The sequence below is a fragment of the Lysobacter sp. ESA13C genome (genome assembly GCF_019970005.1).
GTDB lineage: Bacteria > Pseudomonadota > Gammaproteobacteria > Xanthomonadales > Xanthomonadaceae > Lysobacter > Lysobacter antibioticus_B.
Window position 1 is genome coordinate 64,226 of the sequence record NZ_JAHXYK010000009.1, and the last position, 17,914, is coordinate 82,139.

The following is a 17,914-nucleotide window of genomic DNA, read 5'->3' on the forward strand; positions in this document are numbered from 1 at the left end:
GACCGGGGCGACCAGCGCCCGCGAGCGGGCACCTGCGAGGCGGTCCTGCCCTGCCCTGGATCAGGGTCGCAGCCGCCGAGGCGCTCAGGCTTCGACGAAGCGTACCCGCCGGGTGATCGAGCAAGTCAGCTCATAACCGATGGTGCCGCTGGCCTCGGCGATGCGTTCGACCGGCAATTCCGGCCCCCACAACACCACCGGGTCGCCGACCTTGGCCTCGGGGACGCCGCGCAGGTCGATCGTCATCAGGTCCATCGAGACCCGGCCGATGACCTGGGTGTCGTGGCCGGCGACCCGCACCGGCGTGCCCGAGGGCGCCGCACGCGGGTAGCCGTCGCCGTAGCCGATCGCAGCCACGCCGACCAGCATGTCTTCGGGGCATTCCCAGGTCGCGGCGTAGCCGATGCGTTCGCCCTTGCCGACCCGGTTGACCGCGATCAGGCGCGTCGACAGGGTCATCGCCGGACGCAGGCCGAAGTCGGCGCCGGTGCGCCCTTCCACCGCGCTGATGCCGTACAGCAGGCCGCCCGGCCGGATCCAGTCGGCGTGGGCATCGGGCCAGCCGAGCACGGCCGCGGAATTGGCCAGCGAACGCGAACCCGGCAGGTCAGTAGTGGCCGCGGCGAAGGCCTGCAATTGCTGGCGCGTCTGCGGCTTGTCGAATTCGTCGGAGCTGGCGAAGTGATTCATCAGCACGATGCCCTCGGCCACGCTCGACGCTGCGGCCAGGCGCGCATGCGCCTCGCGCACGTCCTGCGGAGCGAAGCCGAGCCGGTGCATGCCGCTGTCGACCTTGAGCCAGCAACGGATCGGCTCGCCGGCAGCGGCCTGTTCGAGCATCTCGACCTGACTGATGTGATGGACCACGGTCTCGACGCCGAGCCGGCGCAGCTGCGGCAGGTCGTCGGCTTCGTCGAAGCCCGACAGCAACACGATCGGCTGCGACAGACCGGCCGCGCGCAGGCGGTCGGCGTCGGACAAGGCCGCCACGCCGAACGCGTCGGCGCCTTCGAGCGCCCGCGCCACGCGCTCCAGACCATGGCCGTAGCCGTCGGCCTTGACCACCGCCATGACCCGGCTGTGCGGCGCCATGCTGCGCGCCTGGGCGAGGTTATGACGCAGCGCGTCGGTGTGGATGCTTGCGGAAGTCGGTCGTGCCATGCGCCTATTCTAGCGGGCGCCGATGCGCGCCAGAACGCTCGCATGCGAGTCGCCGCAACGATCCCGCGCAAACGACGCGAGCGGCAAAACCTCGCCCAAGAAAAAACCGCGCGGGGCGAACCCTGCGCGGCTTTGGGTCGAGACCGATCGGGTCAGGACCGGTCAGGACGGACCGATCGGGTCGAAACCGATCGGTTCGGGGCCGACGCGGCTCAGTCGCAGCGGCGCTCGATCACGGTTTCCATCTTGTTCTGCTGGTTTTCCTGGATCTTGCGACCGGCGAAGGCGCCGCCGACCGCACCGGCCGCAGTCGCCAGCTTCTTGCCGCTGCCGCCGCCGACCTGGTTGCCCAGCAGGCCGCCCGCGACCGCACCGATGGCGGTGCCGGCGATCTTGTGTTGATCCTTGATCTGCTTCGGACGCTGCACTTCGACGTCGTAGCAACGCGGCTGGTGCGCCTTGGACTTGGACTTGGTCTGCGCGGTAGCCGCGCCGGTCACCATGACGCAGGACATCAGGGCGACGGCGATCGTGGATTTGAGCTTGGAGTTCATGGACTCACCGATAGGAATATGGACGGGATGCACGATGCGCCAGCATCCGTCACGACTGCGTCAACCCAGTCGCAACGCCGCTGCCGCGCATGTTCGCAAGGCTAACGTCGCGATGCTGAACGCGCGCAGGCATGCGTGCGTCTCGACACGGTCGTTCGACGAATCTGCGACGCGCTGCGCGTACGACGCGCATCGCGACTGCCGCGTCGATGCGCGATGCAGTGACGGCTTCGAATCGAGATACACAACGAGGTCGCTCGCCGGCGCATTCGCTCGCGCCGATGCCGTCGCCGATTCGATGCCGGCACAGTTGCGACCGGCCGTTTACGGAAGCCACGCTTGGCGGCCCCGCGAACGCTGCGTCGCCGCGCCAGCAGCCCAGCATTGGCTACCGAGCCCCTCGATCGCTGCCGTGATTCGCTCGGCTTGACACCATGCGACACTTGTCGCATGTTTACGACATCTGACGCTGGGAGCCCCGCGATGATCCGCCCGTCGAATGCCGAACTGGAATTGCTGAAGTGCCTGTGGCGCGAAAACGCCTGCAGCGCACGCGAGTTGCACGAGCGCGTCGCGCCGCTGCTGGACTGGTCGTATTCGTCGACGCGCAAGACCCTCGAACGCATGGTCGACAAGGGCCTGGTCGAGGAAATCGGCGAGCACGGGCTCAACGTCTACCGTGCCGCGGTCGGCAAGGTCGCGGTGCTCGCCGCGCTGAGCAGCGACTTCGCCAAGCGCGTGCTCGAAATCGACGGGCCGCTGCCGACCCAGGCCTTCGCCGACAGCCGTCTGCTCAACGAAGACGAGATCGACCAGCTCGAAGCGATGCTGCGCGACGGCGAACCGGAGTCGCAGGCATGACCTTGCCCAGCCTCGAGTTCTGGTCGCTGCACCTGGGCGCCTGTCTGGCGACCGGCGCGCTGGCTTGGGTCGCAGGGCTCGGCCTGCATCGTGCCCTGCGTCTGTCGCATGCCTCGCGCGCTTACTGGCTCGGGGTATGGACGCTGGCGGCGTTGCCGACCGCGGCGGCACTCGCCTTGCGTTGGCTCGGGCCGGAGACCCCATCGTGGCCGATAACGCCCAGCCTGCCGCTGCCGATGTTGAGCGATGGCGGCGTCTGGCCGGGCATGACCGGCGCGACGCCGCCGGTCGCGACGGCCGCGACGACCGCGCTGCGCGATTGGCTCGAACCGTTGCTGGCCGCCTTGTATCTCAGCGGCGCGATCGTCGCCGCGCTGCGCTGGTGCTCGGGGCTGCGTGCGGTGCGCCGCATCGTCGCCGCTTCGCGTCCCTTCGACGGCACGCCCGGTGGCGCGCTCAACGACGCTTCGGTCGCCGCTGAATGCCGGCGCTTGGCCGAGGCCGGCATCGAGGTGCGCAGCATCGACGATGCGACGAGCCCGTTCGCGGTCTGCCTGCCGCGGCCGACCATCCTGGTCCCGACGGTGTTGAGCGCGCAGATGAGCGATGAACAACTGCGCATGGTGCTGCGCCACGAGGCCGCCCACCTCGCCCGCCGCGACCCGCAGCGCGCCGCCGGGATGCGCCTGGTCCAGGTGCTGCTGTGGTTCGATCCCTTCCTGCGCCTGATCGCCCAACGCGTGCAGATCGCCGCCGAGCTGCGCTGCGACGCCGCCGCCATCGCCGACCGCGCCGACCGCCGCCGCAGCTATGCCCAGGCCTATCTGCAGACCTTGCGCCTGTCCGCCGGCGTGCCCTTGCCGGCCTCGGCCGCAGCGTTCTCGCGCAAGGACCCTGGCCATCACCGGCTGCGCATCGCCCACATGATTGAGGGCGACCGGCGTCGCCGCGTGCCCCCGGCTTTGCGCTGGGTGCTGGCAGCGACGGCGCTGGTCGCAGGCGCCGCGATCGCCTCGGTGCAGATCGCCGCGACGCCGGCAACGACCGCGCCAGCCGCCACGATCAGTCCGACGAGCGCTGCGGCCAAAGCAGTGGCCAAGCCGGCACCCGGCCCAGCCGTCGCCGCGACCGCAGCCGCGACCGCGGCCAGTGTGGAGATCGACTTCTCCTCGCCGATGCGCAAGCCGAAGATCAGCGGCCACTTCGGCGAAATCGGCCCGCCGCGCAGCAACCCGCATCGCGGCCTCGACTTCACCGCGGCACGCGGCACGCCGGTGCACGCGCCGGCCGCCGGCGTCGTGGTCGCGGCCACCGAACGCTACGACAACGCGCCGAACTACGGCACCGTGGTCGTGCTCGATCACGGCGGCGGCTGGCAGTCGCTGTACGCCCATCTCGAGGCTTACGACGTCCAGGTCGGCCAGCAAGTCGTGAGCGGAGAGCGCATCGGCCGCGTCGGCATCACCGGCAAGGTCACCGGCCCGCACGTCCACGTCGAGATGCTGCACAACGGCCAACGCGTCGACCCGGAGCCGCTGCTGCGATGAGCCCGATGCCATCAGCCCGATGACTCCGTAGTCGTCTGCGGCGACGCGCGAACCGCGTCGCCGCCCTACCCGGCCAGCCTGTTTGAATGCCCCGCTCATGGGGAGGGCCGGTCTTTGCCCCGCGATCTTCGCCCGCTCCGTCGCCGCCAAGCGCGACGGTCGCGCGACTGCGCCTCCCTCTATCCCGGTCCTTATGCAATCAACGTCGTCACCCACCTCGACACCGCTGCGCCAGGCATGCCGCCTGGCCCTGCTCCAGGCGATGCTGGCCTGCGTCCCAGCCGGCGCCAAGCCGCCTCAGGCCGCGCCCGCATCCCCTACTGCTGCGGCAGCGGTCGCCGAACTCGACACCGTGGTGGTCGAAGGCGAACGCCACGACGCGCGCCGCGACGACACCGCCTCGCGCACCGTGATCACGCGCGCCGAATTGCTCGCATTCGGCGACGCCAGTCTCGCCGAAGCGATGAAGCGTTTGCCGGGCGTCAGCATCGGCACCGGTGCGCCCGGCAGCTCGGGCGCGATTTCGCTGCGCGGCATGGGCAGCGGCTACACCCAGTTGCTGATCGACGGACAAGCGGCCGCGCCCGGTTTCGACCTCGGCGCGCTGTCGCCGGAGATGATCGAACGGGTCGAGATCCTGCGCACCACGACCGCCGACCTGCGCAGCGCCGCCATCGCCGGAACCATCAACATCGTGCTCGGCCGGCAGGCACGCCGCGACAGCGACGAATTCAAGCTGGCCTTGGGCGTGTCGAACGGCCGGCACCTGCCGAGCCTGCATTGGAGCCATTCGCGCCGCGACGGCTATCGCAGCCGTTCGCTCGAAGCCTCGTTGACGCGGCGCGAATACCTGGTCGAGGAAACCGGCAGCGAAATCGCACGCGACCGCGATGGCGTGCTGGCTTCGCAACGCGACACCCGCCTGCGCGTCGATGGCTATCGCGACGCACTGGCGATCGCGCCGCGTTTCGAGCTGACCCTGCAGAACGGCGACACCCTGGCCCTGCAAACCTGGCTCGACGCCGGCCATGCCCGCAAATACGCCGACATCGACTGGACCACTTCGTTGGGCCCGGAGCTCGATCATGTCCGCTACCGCCAGTTCACCGGCACCGACGTCGTGCAACTGCGCACCGACCTGCACTGGAGCCACGAATTCGCCCAGGCCGGCAAACTCAGCAGCAAACTCGGCCTCAGCGGCAATCGCGAGCGTTCGCGTTTCCGCGAGCAGGGCTATGGGGCCGACGCGAATCAGAATCTCGACGACGCCACCGATGGCCGGCTGCGCGTGCATGCGCTGAGTTCCAGCGGCAAGTACGCCTTGCCGCTATCGGAAGCCGATGCGAGCGACAACGGCCGGCACGCACTCGAACTCGGCTGGGAGGCCGGCCTGGAACGTCGCCGCGAATCGCGTCTGCAGCATCTGCGCGCCATCGGCGGCGAGCCGGAAACGATCAGCGACCTCTCCTTCGACGCCACCCTGCGGCGGCTGGCGCTGTACGCGCAGGACGAATGGACGCTGAGCCCGGTCTGGTCGCTGTATCTCGGCGCGCGCTGGGAGCGTATCGACACCCGCAGCGAAGGCAATCGCTTCGCCACGGTGCGCAACGATGCCAGCGTGCTCTCGCCGGTGCTGCAGTCCTTGTGGAAACTCTCCAAAACCCGCAACGACCAGGTCCGCCTGGGCCTGAGCCGCAGCTACCGCGCGCCGGAACTGCGTTCGCTGATCCCGCGCCCCTACACCTCGACCAACAACCGCGCGCTCGACCCCGATCAGCAAGGCAATCCCGACCTGCGCCCGGAGCTCGCGACCGGCCTCGACCTGGCCTACGAAAAATACTGGGACCAGGGCGCGATGCTCAGCCTCGGCGCTTACCTGCGCGAGATCGACGATCTGATCCGCACCGAAACGCGGCTGATCGACGGGCGCTGGGTGGCCTTGCCGGGCAACGGCGGCCACGCTCGCAGTTGGGGGCTCGAAGTCGACGGCAAGTTCTCGCTGTCGCGCTGGTTCGCCGCGCTGCCGGTCGACGTGCGCTTCAACCTCACCCGCAACCGGTCGCGGGTCGACGACGTGCCCGGCCCGCACAACCGCATCGACAGCCAGCCGCGCCTGACCGGGACCCTGGCCGCCGACTATGTCGTCAACCCGACTTGGACGGTCGGCGCGAGCTACAGCCATCGCAGCGGCGGCTCGGTACGGACCGGCTTGCACGAAATGGAAAACGAATCGCCGCGACGCGAGCTCGACGCCTATGCCTCGATGAAATTGGGCAAGCGCGGCAAGTTGCGCCTGAGCCTGAGCAACCTGCTCGAACAGGACATCGTCAGCGGCGCGGAGTATTTCGACGAGGAACGCTGGCAAGGCACGCAGCGACGGCGCCCGACCTCGCTGTTACTGCGAGCGCAGTTGGAGATTGCGTTGTAAACCGCGCCGTCCGTAAACGACGACGGCGCCGTCGAGGCGCCGTCGTCGTGTCTTGTTTGAAGCCTCTGGCTCGGCGCCCGAGGATTACTCGAACGAGCCGATGCTGTCGTGGGCGAGGTTGTCGAAGCGGGTGTACTCGCCGAAGAACTTCAGCTTGAGCGAGCCGGTCGGGCCGCTACGCTGCTTGCCGATGATGACCTCGGCCAGGCCTTTGTCCGGCGAGGTCTCTTTGTTGTAGTAGTCGTCGCGGTAAATGAAGATGATGACGTCGGCGTCCTGCTCGATAGCGCCGGATTCGCGCAAGTCGGCCATCACCGGGCGCTTGTCGGCGCGCTGTTCCAGCGAGCGGTTGAGCTGCGACAGCGCGATCACCGGCAGGTTGAGTTCCTTGGCCAGGTGCTTGAGCGAACGCGAGATCTCGGAGATTTCGGTCGCGCGGTTTTCGCTGTTGCCCGGCACCGACATCAGCTGCAGGTAGTCGATCACGATCAGGCCCAGGTCGTGCTCGCGCTTGAGGCGGCGCGACTTGGCGCGCAGCACCTCCGGCGACAGGCCCGGGGTGTCGTCGATGAAGATCTTGGCTTCGCGCAACTGGCGGATCGCGCTGGTCACGCGGCTCCAGTCTTCGTCCTCGAGCTGGCCCGAACGCAGGCGCTGGGCGTTGACGCGGCCGACCGAGGAGATCAGGCGCAGGGCGAGCTGGCTCGCCGACATTTCCATCGAGAAGATCGCCACCGCCTTCTTGCTGCGGAACGCGGCGTACTCGGCCATGTTCAGCGCGAGCGTGGTCTTGCCCATCGCCGGACGCGCGGCCAGGATCAACAGGTCGGTCGGTTGCAGACCGGCGGTCATCTCGTCGAATTCGGTGTAGCCGGTGGCCAGGCCGGTGACCGCGCCGCCGCTGGCGTAGCGCGTCTGCAGCACGTCGAAGGCTTCCGACAGCGCCTTGGTGACCGGGGTGAAGTCGGTGCGGCCGCGGGCGCCGGCTTCGGCGATCGCGAACACCTGCTGCTCGGCCTTGGCCAGGATCTCGCCGCTGTCGCGGCCATCGGGCTGGAAACCGTCGTTGACGATCTCGGTGCCGACTTCGATCAGCTTGCGCATCACCGCCTTGTCGCGAACGATCTCGGCGTAGGCGGTGATGTTGGCGGCCGACGGCGTGGTGCTGGCCAGTTCGATCAGGTAAGCGCCGCCGGCGACCTGTTCGGACAGGCCTTGCGAGTCGAACCACTCGCCCAGGGTCACCGCGTCGAACGGCCGGCTCTTCTCGGCCAGGTCGCGGATCGCGCGGTAGATCAGTTGGTGATCGCGGCGGTAGAAATCTTCCTCGACGATCTGGTCGGCGACCCGGTCGTAGGCGTCGGGCGCGAGCATGAGGCCGCCGAGCACGGCCTGTTCGGCCTCGATCGATTGCGGCGGCACCCGAAGCTGGTCCACGCGCTGTTCGGCGCGGGTCTCGAAACGTTTTTCGCTACGGAATCCGCCACGTGCGCTCATCGGGAAAGACGATCCTCGTCGTTCGGCCGCGTGTGCGGCCAATCGAGCCGATCAAGGCTCAGGGGCTGGTGAGGGCGCCGGCGATCCGGGGATCGGCGTCGATGGGTGTCGGTCGACGTCGCAGGAAGGAGGCCGGACACGCATCGTAGTCGCGATCGGGTCGTGCCCGTTGCAGATAACCCTGTGGATAAGAAGGGGACAACTTGCCCTTTCTATGTCACGAGCGCGTCGCACAGACTGCGACGGCCAGGGGCCTGCCCGGAGATCCGACGCCCGCGGAAAAAACGAAGGGCGCCTTTCGGCGCCCTTCGCAGTCTTACGATCGGGCGGTCGCGATTAAGCGGCTTCGCCGGCGACGATGACCTTGACCGTGACTTCGACGTCGGCGTGCAGGTGGATCAGCACGTCGTATTCGCCGGTGCGACGGATCGGGCCTTCGCCCATGATCACTTCCGACTTGCCGACTTCGAAGCCGGCCTTGGTCAGCGCCTCGGCGATATCGCGCGGGGTCACCGAGCCGTACAGCTTGCCTTCGGTCGCGGCGTTGGCGTGGACCGTCACCGAAGCGCCTTCCAGACGGGCCTTGCGGCCTTCGGCGCCTTCCAGCAGCGACTTGGCCTTGGCTTCGTACTCCGCACGGCGGGTTTCGAAGTCGGCCAGGTTGCTGGCGGTGGCCGGAACGGCCTTGCCCTGCGGCACGAGGTAGTTGCGGCCGTAGCCCGGCTTGACGTTGACCTTGTCGCCGAGGTTGCCGAGGTTGGTGACTTTCTGCAGGAGGATCAGTTGCATGGTCTTGCTCCGTGTTCGTTAGCGGGCCTGTAGGTCCGCAGCGGGATTCGCTGTCCGAAGAAGCGAGGAATGAATCGATAGGAGTGAGTTGAGAGGAGTGAGAAGTGATCGAAAGCAAAGCTTTCTCTCGTTGCTCACTCCTCGAAGGCGGCAAAGCCGCCATTCACTCCAACGCCGTTAGGCGTTGTGGTTGTCGGTGTACGGGATCAGCGCGAGGAAACGAGCGCGCTTGACCGCCGTGGCCAGCTGGCGCTGGTACTTCGACTTGGTGCCGGTGACGCGGCTCGGCACGATCTTGCCGGTCTCGGTCAGGTACTGGCGCAGGGTGTTGAGATCCTTGTAGTCGATCTCTTTGACGCCTTCGGCGGTGAACTTGCAGAACTTGCGGCGGCGGAAAAACTTGGACATGGGGGCAATCCTCAGGCGGCTTCGGCGTTGTCGTCGGCGTTGTCGGCGGTGCCGACGGCGGTCTCGCTATCGTCGTCACGACGACGACGCTCACCACGCTCGCCGCGCTCGGGCTTGTCGCCCTTCTCGTCCTTGAACTTCATGATCAGCGACTGCTCGGTGTCGGCGTCGTCGCGCTTCATGACCAGGTGACGCAGCACGGCGTCGTTGAAACGGAAACCGTCGACGAGCTCGTTGAGCACCGTCTGGGTGACTTCGATGTTCAGCAGGACGTAGTGGGCCTTGACCAGGTTCTCGATCGGATAGGCCAGCTGACGGCGGCCCCAGTCTTCGAGACGGTGGATCTTGCCTTCGCCGCCTTCGATCAGCGACTTGTAGCGCTCGATCATGGCCGGCACCTGCTCGCTCTGGTCCGGATGGACCAGGAACACGACTTCGTAATGACGCATGGGTGTGTTTCCTTGTGGATGATGGATCGCCGATGGCGACCCGGTTCAGCCCCCCGGGGTCCGGATGCGGACGCGGTGGAGCAAGGTCCCGACCGGCCTTGGGCCGTTCGAGAGCCGGAAAGTATGGCAGGACAAGGGCTTAGGTGCAATGCGGTGCGGTATTTGCCTGCGAAGGCCTGCGCGGCCGGCTTTGGCTAGGAGCGGCGCGAGCCGCCGACCGGGCGCTATCAGCCGCCGCGCCTTTCGCCGCCGCCCGGCTTGTCGCGGTCGCGGCTTGCGCCGCTCCTACCCATGGGCCGGGCTCCGGCTCCTATCTCAGCACCTCAAGAGATCAGCGTTTCTTCGATTTGGCGGGCGCCTTCGCCGGCGCCGGCTTCTTCGCCGCGATCCAGGCATCGATGTGCTTCTCCAGCACCTGCAGCGGCACCGAGCCGGTCGACAGCACCTCATCGTTGAAATCGCGCAGGTCGAAGTCCTTGCCGAGGGCCTTGCGCGAGCGCTCGCGCAGCTCGGAAATTTTCAGCTGGCCGATCTTGTAGGCCAGCGCCTGGCCCGGCCAACCGATGTAGCGGTCGATCTCGTTGACCACGTCCTGCTCGGTCTTGGGGGCGTTGTCCATGAAGAACTTGATCGCCTTGTCGCGGCTCCAGCCCTTGCTGTGCATGCCGGTGTCGACCACCAGCCGGACCGCGCGCCACATGTCGTAGGACAGCTGACCCATGCGGTCGTAAGGGTCGTCGTACAGGCCCATGTCGTAGCCCAGGCGCTCGGCGTACAGGCCCCAGCCCTCGCCGTAAGCGACGAAGTAGCCGGTGCGGCGGAACATCGGCGCGTCCGGCAGCTCCAGGCCGCGGGCGAACTGGAAGTGATGGCCCGGCACCGCCTCGTGTAACGACAGCGGCATCATTTCCCAGGTCGGGCGGACCTCGGGCTTGTACAGGTTGACGTAGTAGTAGCCGGCCCGGGTGCCGTCGACCGCGCCCGGCAGGTAATACGCCGTGGTCGTGTCCGGGGCGACGTTGTCGGGGATCGGGCGTACGCCGTAGGGCTGGCGCGGGATCAGCTTGGAAATCTTGACCAGCTCCGGGTCGATCCGCTTGGAGATCGCCTGGTAGGCCTCGAGCAGCGCCGCCGGGGTCTTATGGAAGAACTTCGGGTCGCTGCGCAAATAAGTGAAGAACTCCGCCAGGGTGCCCTTGAAGCCGACCTCGGCCTTGACCTTCTCCATCTCGGCGCGGATGCGCGCGACCTCCTTGAGGCCGATCTTGTGGATCGCATCGGCGCTCAGATTGGTGGTGGTGAAATCGGCGGCGAGGAAATCGTAATAGGCCTTACCGTCGGGCAGGTCGCTGGCGGCGATGCTGGTGCGCGCCGCGGCCAGGTACTCCTTCTCGAAGAAGCTGCCGAACTCGCGGTAGGCCGGCACGATGGTCTCGGCGATGACCTTCTTCGCCTCGGCCTGCAGCGCCTTGCGCTCGGACGCCGGCACGCTGTCGGGGAAGCGGTTGAAGGGCTTGTAGAACGGGCTCTTGCTCGGGTCGTCGACGATCTGCTTGGCGATCTGGCCCGGCACGCGCTGCATCAGCACGCGCGGCGGGGTGATGCCGGCCTTGGCGCCCTCGCGCAGCAGGGCCTGGTTCTGTTCGATCAGCACCGGCAAGGCGCGCATGCGCGCGAGCCAGTCGCGGTAGTCCTTGACCTGCTCGAACGAAAGGCCTTCGACCAGACCGTCGGCGGTCTGCACGCCGCCGCTCTGCCCGACCGGCGCCAGGTATTCGCGGTACTTCTGCCGCTCGATGCTCTTGCCGAGGTTCCAGCCGAACACGTCGTAGTTGAGCTGGTCGGCTTCCGACAACTGGCTGCGATCGATGGCCTTGAGCTTGGCCAGCGCCTGGCGGTCGCTCTCCTGACGCGCCTGGATCGCGCTCAGGCTGGCGTCGGTCCAGCGGTCGTTATAGCGCTTGTCGCCGTTGAAGCTGGCGCCTTCGGGGTTCTCGCGCAGGCCGCGCTCCCACTCCTCGTCGAACAAACGATGCAGCGCCTCGGTGGAGGCGTTGGCATTGCGCGTGGCGGATGCGGCAGTGGCGGGCGCGGCCGTGGCCATCGAGGCCAACGGCGCGGCCAGGCCCACGGCGATGGCCGCGGCGAGCAGAACGGGACGGAGCATGGTGCGGATTCCCCAGGAGACCAGCGGCCGAGTCTAGCCCGGCCTCGCGCCGCTGCCGCATGTCGAAAGTTGGCGGCAACGCCGCACCGGCCGCAACCGGCAAAGCCCTTCGAGCGAGCTGGGCAGAACGCGACGCGGCAGACCGCTGCGAGGCGCGATCTCGATACGGACAGAAGCGGTAATCGGCTGGCGCCGCCCTGCCCCGGTCGACCTCAGGCGGCGTCGGCCTGGGTGGTGAAGCTTTCGCCGCAACCGCATTCGGCGGCGGCGTTCGGGTTCTGGAACACGAACATCTCGCCGAGGCCCTGCTTGAGGAAATCGATGCGGGTGCCGTCGACCAGCGGCAGGCTGATCGGGTCGACGTAGATGCGCACGCCGTCCTGCTCGAACACGGTGTCGCCTTCGCGCTCGTCGCGGGCCAGGTCGGCGATGTGCTGCCAGCCCGAGCAACCGGTACGGGTCACGCCGAAACGCAGGCCCAGCGCGGTCGGCGTTTCGGTCAGGAAATGCTGGACACGTGCGAGCGCGGCGGGGGCGAGGGTCACGGACATGGCGGTACTCGTAAGAATGTTGTGCTCGATGCCGGCTGCGTCCTGGAAGGCTGCGGCCGGATCGGCGCTACCGGAATGGTAGCAGCCTGGCATCGGCGGGCTGTACCCGATATGGCGGCATTGCGACGGCGTTCAAGCAGGCGTCCTGTCGCCGCCAGCCTGTCGCAGCGCCGGCAAAGACGCTGCTTCGGGCCTGAACGCCTCAGTCGCTGCGCCCTGCCCCGGTCGCCGCGGCCGGGGCCGGGGCCGGCGCCGCATCCGGCGGCGCCATCAGATAGGTGGCGAAACTGCCGAGCCAATGGGCACCGGCGTAATGGCTGTCGCCGACCGCGATCAGGCCGAGTTCGCGATGCACGGCGGCGGCCGCACGCAAGGCGCGGATGCGCCGATCGCGCGGCGGCAATCCGGCGGCGATGCCTTCCAGCATCCAGGCCCGGCTCAGGTTGAGGCCGTCGAGATGGGCGAGCTTGCCGTCCTCGGGGTCGAGCACCACGGCCGGGACCAGCCAGTCGGCGCGAGCGCGGCGCGGCACCTGCGGCAGGAACTCGCGCAGCCAGCGGGCGTACTCGTCCGGCGCCAGCACCCGACGCATCAGATCGGCTTCGGCCAGGCACGGCGAAAGGAAGTCCTGTCCGGAAGGCTCATAGGCCAAAGGGCAGTCGCGGTCGCCCTGGTAGAAGAAGCGCGAGCGGGCGATCAGGGCGTCGCGCAGCGCCTGGTCGCCGCTGCGGCGGGTCCAGTCCAGGGCCAGGCCGAAGGCGAACGCGGTCTGGCTGTGTTCGCCGACGCGGATCGGGCGGGTCAGTTTCGGCAGCCAGCGCAGCAGCCGCGCAGCGGCTTCGCGCTCCAGCGGTTCCAGCGCCGCCGCCCATTGCCGCGCCTGCGGGTCGTCCCAGCCGCGCAACTGCGAGCCCAATTGCAGCAACCAGGCCAGGCCATAGGGGCGTTCGAAGGTCTCGTCGCTGCTGCGGCGCAGATACGCCAGTTCGCCGGCGATGTTCTCGCCGGTCAGGTTGCGCGCCAGAGCGGCCCGCGCCGGCGCGGCGAACGGCGCCTGCGGGAAACGCTCGACCAGCCGCGCCAGCAACCAGTGCCCGTGCACCGAGGAATGCCAGTCGTAGCAGCCGTAGAAGGCCGGATACAGCTTGCTCGGCGCGGCCACGTCCTTGGCGCCTTCGAGGCGATGGCTGATTTTGTTCGGGTATTCGCGGCCGACGCAGCTCAGCGCGAGACCGGCGAAATGGCCGGCGCGTGCCTCGTCGAGCACGACCACCGGCAGGGGCTCCGGCGCAGGCGCCGCTGCGGCCGCCTGCGCGCATGTCGCGGCCGCCGCCATGGCGAGCATCCAGCCGGCCCACCCGCGTCCCCATCGCCTGCCCCATCGCCAAACCCGATTCATGCCGCGCCTCGCCCCCGTGGTCCAAAACGCAGTCTAAGGCCGCGGCGACCGGCACGCCCTGTGCCGGCAGCATCCGTTATCATCGCCGTCCTTTACTTTTCAACGCGCTGGGGCGGCATCACATGACGGTGGTTAGCGTCGAACAGGCACTCGCGGGCAAGATTCCGGCGGGCGGCGAAGTCACGGTACGCGGCTGGGTGCGTACCCGTCGCGATTCCAAGGCCGGACTGAGCTTCGTCAACGTCAGCGACGGCTCCTGCTTCGCACCGATCCAGGTCGTGGCGCCGAATACGCTGTCCAACTACGACGAGGAGGTCAAACACCTCACCGCCGGTTGCTCGGTGATCGCCACCGGCATCCTGGTCGCCTCGCAGGGCCAGGGCCAGAACTACGAGATCCAGGCCTCCAGCCTGCAGGTGGTCGGCTGGGTCGAGAACCCGCTCACCTACCCCATGCAGCCGAAGGCGCACACGCTGGAATACCTGCGCGAGTTCGCCCATCTGCGCCCGCGCACCAACCTGTTCGGCGCGGTCACCCGTATCCGCCACTGCCTGTCGCAGGCCGTGCACCGGTATTTCCACGAGAACGGCTACTACTGGATCAGCACGCCGATCATCACCACCTCCGACGCCGAAGGCGCCGGCCAGATGTTCCGGGTCTCGACCCTGGACCTGGCCAACCTGCCGCGCGAGAAAGACGGTGCGATCGATTTCTCGCGCGACTTCTTCGGCAAGGAAACCTTCCTGACCGTGTCCGGCCAGCTCAACGTCGAGGCCTACTGCCTGGCGCTGAGCAAGGTCTACACCTTCGGCCCGACCTTCCGCGCCGAGAACAGCAACACCACCCGCCATCTGGCCGAGTTCTGGATGATCGAGCCGGAGATCGCCTTCGCCGACCTGATGGAGAACGCGCGGGTCGCCGAGGACTTCCTCAAGTACCTGTTCCGCGCGGTGCTCGACGAGCGCGGCGACGACATGGCCTTCATCGCCGAGCGCGTCCAGCCCGATGCGATCACCCGCCTGGAGACCTTCGTCAACTCGCCGTTCGAACGCATCGACTACACCGATGCGATCTCGTTGTTGCAGAAGTCGGGGCAGAAGTTCGAGTTCCCGGTCGAATGGGGCCTGGACCTGCAGACCGAGCACGAGCGCTGGCTGACCGAGCAGCACGTCGGCCGCCCGGTGGTGGTGCTGAACTACCCCGAGCACTTCAAGGCCTTCTACATGCGCCTCAACGACGACGGCAAGACCGTCGCGGCGATGGACGTGTTGGCGCCCGGCATCGGCGAAATCATTGGCGGCAGCCAGCGCGAAGAACGCCTCGACGTGCTCGACACGCGCATGGCGCAGTTCGGCCTGGATCCGGCGCATTACGACTGGTACCGCGACTTCCGCCGCTACGGCACCGTGCCGCACGCCGGTTTCGGCCTCGGCTTCGAGCGCCTGGTGGTCTACGTGTGCGGCCTGAGCAACATCCGCGACGCGATCGCCTACCCGCGCGCACCGGGCAGCGCCGAGTTCTGATCCGCCCGTGCCGGCGTGCTGCGGCCGTGTTCGTGGCGACATCGCTCGGTTCGCTCCGTGCCCGTGATCTCCGCGCAGGCGCGGATCCAACAACCTTGCAGGCTCTCGCACGAAGGGCCCTGGATCCCCGCCTGCGCGGGGATGACGGCCCGGAAGTTCGGCATGATCGGGCGGTAGCGCCCGCGACTCCCCGCCGCTTTACCCCGCCACGGCCGCGGCACATGATGGCTTCCGGCATCGATTCAGGCCCTTGGGCCACAGAGGTAAGACGTACGTGATCCTGTTCCTGGCCCTGACCTTCGTCGGCATCGCGATCTCCGCGTTCTGCGCGTTCGCGATCTTCTGGCCGCTGGCCCTGGTCCACCTGCGCGACCGCCATCCGGCCTTGCGCGGCGAACTCGGCGAGGCCGCCTTCGCCAATCCGTCCGCATGGGGCTGGCTGCTGCGCCAGCGCTATCGCGCCGCGAGCGACCGCAACCTCGACGGCCTGGCCACGCCGGCGCGGGTTTCGTTGCTGATCGTGTTCGCTTCGCTGGCCTGCGCGGGCCTGCTCTGGCTGCTTTCCATGATGGTGCCCTGATGACCGAAAACGAGTACGACACTTCTTCCACCCCGGCTTCCGGCGAAGGCCAATGGTGGCTGGCCACGCTCGGCCGCACCGTGGTCTGGGCGCGATTGCGCATACGCGAGGCCGGCACCGCCGAAGTCTTCGACAGCGACGCCAACACCTTGTCCTACGACAGCGAAGACACCGCCCGCGCCGCGCTCATGGACGCCGAGTTCGTCGAGCTCGAAGGCCTGGACGAAGAGGACGCGCAGGCACGCGGCTTCGCGCTCGACGAGCTGGTACCCCCGCAAGCCCAGGACGACGAGACGCTGGGCACGCTGATGATCCAGAAACTGCCGCAGCGCCACTGAGCCCGACGCCATGTACCTGCCGCGCGCCTTCGCCGAAACCGACCTGGGCGCGCTCGACCGCCTGGCCGACGCCTACGACTTCGCCACCCTGATCACCGTGCGCGACGACGCGCCGACGATCAGCCACTTGCCCCTGTTGTATCGGCGCGACGGCGAGCAAGTCGAACTGCGCGGCCATTGGGCGCGCCCGAACCCGCAGGCGCGCCACGCCGGCCCGGCCCTGGCGATCCTGCAAGGCCCGCACGCCTACGTGTCGCCAGGCTGGTACACCGACAAGGAAAGCGCGGCGCGGGTGCCGACCTGGAACTACGCCATCGCCCACCTGCACGGCGAATTGCAGACTTTCGAAGACGAGGCCGGCCTGGCCCAACTCGTCGACGACCTCAGCGTCCGCCACGAAAGCCGCGTCGGCAGCGACTGGCGCTTCGAGGTCGAGCGCGAGGAACTGCGCCGGCAGTTGCGCGGCATCGTCGGCTTCCGCTTCAAGGTCGAACGCATCACCCTCAAGTTCAAACTCAGCCAGAACCATCCCCTGGCCAATCGCGAAAACGTCGCCACCCAGTTGCAGGCGCAGGACCGCGACGACAGCCGCGCGGTCGCCGCCCTGATGCGCGAGCGCATGGCCCTACCGAGCAGCGGAGACTGATATGGATCTGAACTTGAGCGGCAAGCACGCCTTGGTCTGCGGCGCCTCCGAAGGCATCGGCCGCGCCGCCGCGCACGAGCTGGCCCTGTTGGGCTGCGACGTGACCGTGCTGGCGCGCCGCGCCGACGCCCTGGCCACGGTCGCCGAGGCCTTGCCGCGCAGCGGCGCGCAGGCGCACGGCTGGATCGCCGCCGACGTCGCCGACGCGGCCACCCTCGCCGCCCAGGTCGAAGCGCTCGCAGCCGGCAAGCCGGTGCATATCCTGGTCAACAACACCGGCGGCCCGCCTGGCGGCCCGGCGCATACCGCCCTCGACAGCGCCTATCTGGACGCCTTCCAGCGCCACCTGCTCGCCAACCAGACCCTGGTGCGCGCGGTGCTGCCCGGCATGCGTTCGGCGCAATGGGGCCGCGTGGTCAACGTGATCTCGACCTCGGTCAAGGAACCGATCGTCGGCCTCGGCGTGTCCAACACCATCCGCGGCGCCGTTGCGAGCTGGGCCAAGACCTTGTCGCGCGAACTCGGCGCCGACGGCATCACCGTCAACAACGTCCTGCCTGGCTACACCCAGACCGCGCGCATCGAACAGATCATCGGCGACCGTGCCCGCAACAGCGGCCAAACGCAGGAGGCCGTGATCGAAGCCATGCGCAAGACCGTACCGGCGAACCGCTTCGCCGCCCCTGGCGAGATCGCCGCCTGCATCGCCTTCCTGTGTTCGCCGGCCGCGGCTTACGTCAACGGCGTGAGCCTGGCGGTGGATGGTGGGCGGATGCAGTCGATTTGATCTGACGGTTGGGCGAATGCCGTCGTCCTAAGGGAGCGAACACGCGCCGAATCCAGCGTTATCCCACTGTAGGAGCGGCGTGAGCCGCGACCGCGGGATGCGCAGAAGCAACAACGCCGGTGCCGCGCATCGAAGCGGCGTGTTTCCGCGAGGGTAGGAGCGGCGTCCTACTGGATTTCCTTCGGTCACAAGCCGCGACCGCGCTGTTTCAATCTCGCGGCGCATCGCT

The 17,914-nt window shown here is 68.1% G+C and carries 17 protein-coding genes; 8 read left to right on the forward strand and 9 right to left on the reverse strand.

Annotated elements, in window-relative coordinates; all coding sequences use genetic code 11:
- Positions 1–84: 84 nt before the first annotated feature.
- A complete protein-coding gene (gene alr, locus LC490_RS17725; protein ID WP_031372463.1) occupies positions 85–1,161 on the reverse strand; it encodes an alanine racemase in 1,077 nt (358 codons plus the stop codon).
- 212 nt (positions 1,162–1,373) lie between these two features.
- The gene (locus tag LC490_RS17730) at positions 1,374–1,664 is read right to left on the reverse strand and encodes a glycine zipper 2TM domain-containing protein (protein WP_223621130.1); all 291 of its coding nucleotides are present in this window, start codon (positions 1,662–1,664) and stop codon (positions 1,374–1,376) included.
- Positions 1,665–2,198: 534 nt separating this feature from the next.
- Between LC490_RS17730 and LC490_RS17735 the strand changes: the two genes are divergently transcribed.
- The 3 genes from LC490_RS17735 to LC490_RS17745 all read left to right on the forward strand — a co-directional run bounded on the left by LC490_RS17735 (position 2,199) and on the right by LC490_RS17745 (position 6,551).
- Positions 2,199–2,576, forward strand: coding sequence for a BlaI/MecI/CopY family transcriptional regulator (locus LC490_RS17735; RefSeq protein ID WP_031372465.1), 378 nt, complete (start codon positions 2,199–2,201; stop codon positions 2,574–2,576).
- On the forward strand, positions 2,573–4,123 hold the full coding sequence (locus LC490_RS17740) for a M23/M56 family metallopeptidase (RefSeq protein WP_223621054.1): 1,551 nt from the start codon (positions 2,573–2,575) through the stop codon (positions 4,121–4,123). Before LC490_RS17735 ends, LC490_RS17740 begins: the two co-directional genes overlap by 4 nt.
- A gap of 193 nt (positions 4,124–4,316) precedes the next feature.
- A complete protein-coding gene (locus LC490_RS17745; RefSeq protein ID WP_223621055.1) occupies positions 4,317–6,551 on the forward strand; it encodes a TonB-dependent receptor in 2,235 nt (744 codons plus the stop codon).
- Between the two features lie 84 nt (positions 6,552–6,635).
- On the opposite strand, the gene LC490_RS17750 is transcribed toward LC490_RS17745, so the two are convergent.
- The 7 genes from LC490_RS17750 to LC490_RS17780 all read right to left on the reverse strand — a co-directional run bounded on the left by LC490_RS17750 (position 6,636) and on the right by LC490_RS17780 (position 13,748).
- The gene (locus tag LC490_RS17750) at positions 6,636–8,048 is read right to left on the reverse strand and encodes a replicative DNA helicase (protein ID WP_031372468.1); all 1,413 of its coding nucleotides are present in this window, start codon (positions 8,046–8,048) and stop codon (positions 6,636–6,638) included.
- A 336-nt stretch (positions 8,049–8,384) separates the two neighbouring features.
- Positions 8,385–8,837 (reverse strand): 50S ribosomal protein L9, encoded by a 453-nt coding sequence (rplI, locus tag LC490_RS17755; RefSeq protein ID WP_031372469.1) that lies wholly within the window; start codon positions 8,835–8,837, stop codon positions 8,385–8,387.
- Between the two features lie 177 nt (positions 8,838–9,014).
- A complete protein-coding gene (rpsR, locus tag LC490_RS17760) occupies positions 9,015–9,245 on the reverse strand; it encodes a 30S ribosomal protein S18 (protein ID WP_031372470.1) in 231 nt (76 codons plus the stop codon).
- An 11-nt stretch (positions 9,246–9,256) separates the two neighbouring features.
- A complete protein-coding gene (gene rpsF / locus LC490_RS17765) occupies positions 9,257–9,694 on the reverse strand; it encodes a 30S ribosomal protein S6 (protein ID WP_031372471.1) in 438 nt (145 codons plus the stop codon).
- A 331-nt stretch (positions 9,695–10,025) separates the two neighbouring features.
- Positions 10,026–11,861, reverse strand: a complete 1,836-nt coding sequence (locus tag LC490_RS17770; RefSeq protein ID WP_223621056.1) for a DUF885 domain-containing protein — start codon at positions 11,859–11,861, stop codon at positions 10,026–10,028.
- A gap of 212 nt (positions 11,862–12,073) precedes the next feature.
- Complete coding sequence (locus LC490_RS17775) at positions 12,074–12,412, reverse strand: iron-sulfur cluster assembly accessory protein (RefSeq protein WP_031372473.1); 339 nt, start codon at positions 12,410–12,412, stop codon at positions 12,074–12,076.
- Positions 12,413–12,614: 202 nt separating this feature from the next.
- Positions 12,615–13,748, reverse strand: a complete 1,134-nt coding sequence (locus LC490_RS17780; protein WP_223621057.1) for a DUF2891 domain-containing protein — start codon at positions 13,746–13,748, stop codon at positions 12,615–12,617.
- Between the two features lie 185 nt (positions 13,749–13,933).
- Here LC490_RS17780 and asnS point away from each other — a divergent pair, with 185 nt between their 5' ends.
- From asnS to LC490_RS17805, 5 genes are all read left to right on the forward strand, one after another.
- Positions 13,934–15,334 carry an asparagine--tRNA ligase gene (gene asnS / locus LC490_RS17785; RefSeq protein ID WP_031372475.1) on the forward strand — a complete coding sequence of 467 codons (1,401 nt, stop codon included), beginning with the start codon at positions 13,934–13,936 and terminating at the stop codon, positions 15,332–15,334.
- 274 nt (positions 15,335–15,608) lie between these two features.
- On the forward strand, positions 15,609–15,914 hold the full coding sequence (locus tag LC490_RS17790) for a hypothetical protein (RefSeq protein ID WP_031372476.1): 306 nt from the start codon (positions 15,609–15,611) through the stop codon (positions 15,912–15,914).
- Positions 15,914–16,252 carry a hypothetical protein gene (locus LC490_RS17795; protein WP_223621058.1) on the forward strand — a complete coding sequence of 113 codons (339 nt, stop codon included), beginning with the start codon at positions 15,914–15,916 and terminating at the stop codon, positions 16,250–16,252. The genes LC490_RS17790 and LC490_RS17795 overlap by 1 nt, the downstream gene beginning before the upstream one ends.
- A gap of 10 nt (positions 16,253–16,262) precedes the next feature.
- The gene (locus LC490_RS17800; protein ID WP_223621059.1) at positions 16,263–16,898 is read left to right on the forward strand and encodes an FMN-binding negative transcriptional regulator; all 636 of its coding nucleotides are present in this window, start codon (positions 16,263–16,265) and stop codon (positions 16,896–16,898) included.
- Position 16,899: 1 nt separating this feature from the next.
- A complete protein-coding gene (locus LC490_RS17805; RefSeq protein ID WP_031372479.1) occupies positions 16,900–17,685 on the forward strand; it encodes an SDR family oxidoreductase in 786 nt (261 codons plus the stop codon).
- Positions 17,686–17,914: the final 229 nt, after the last annotated feature.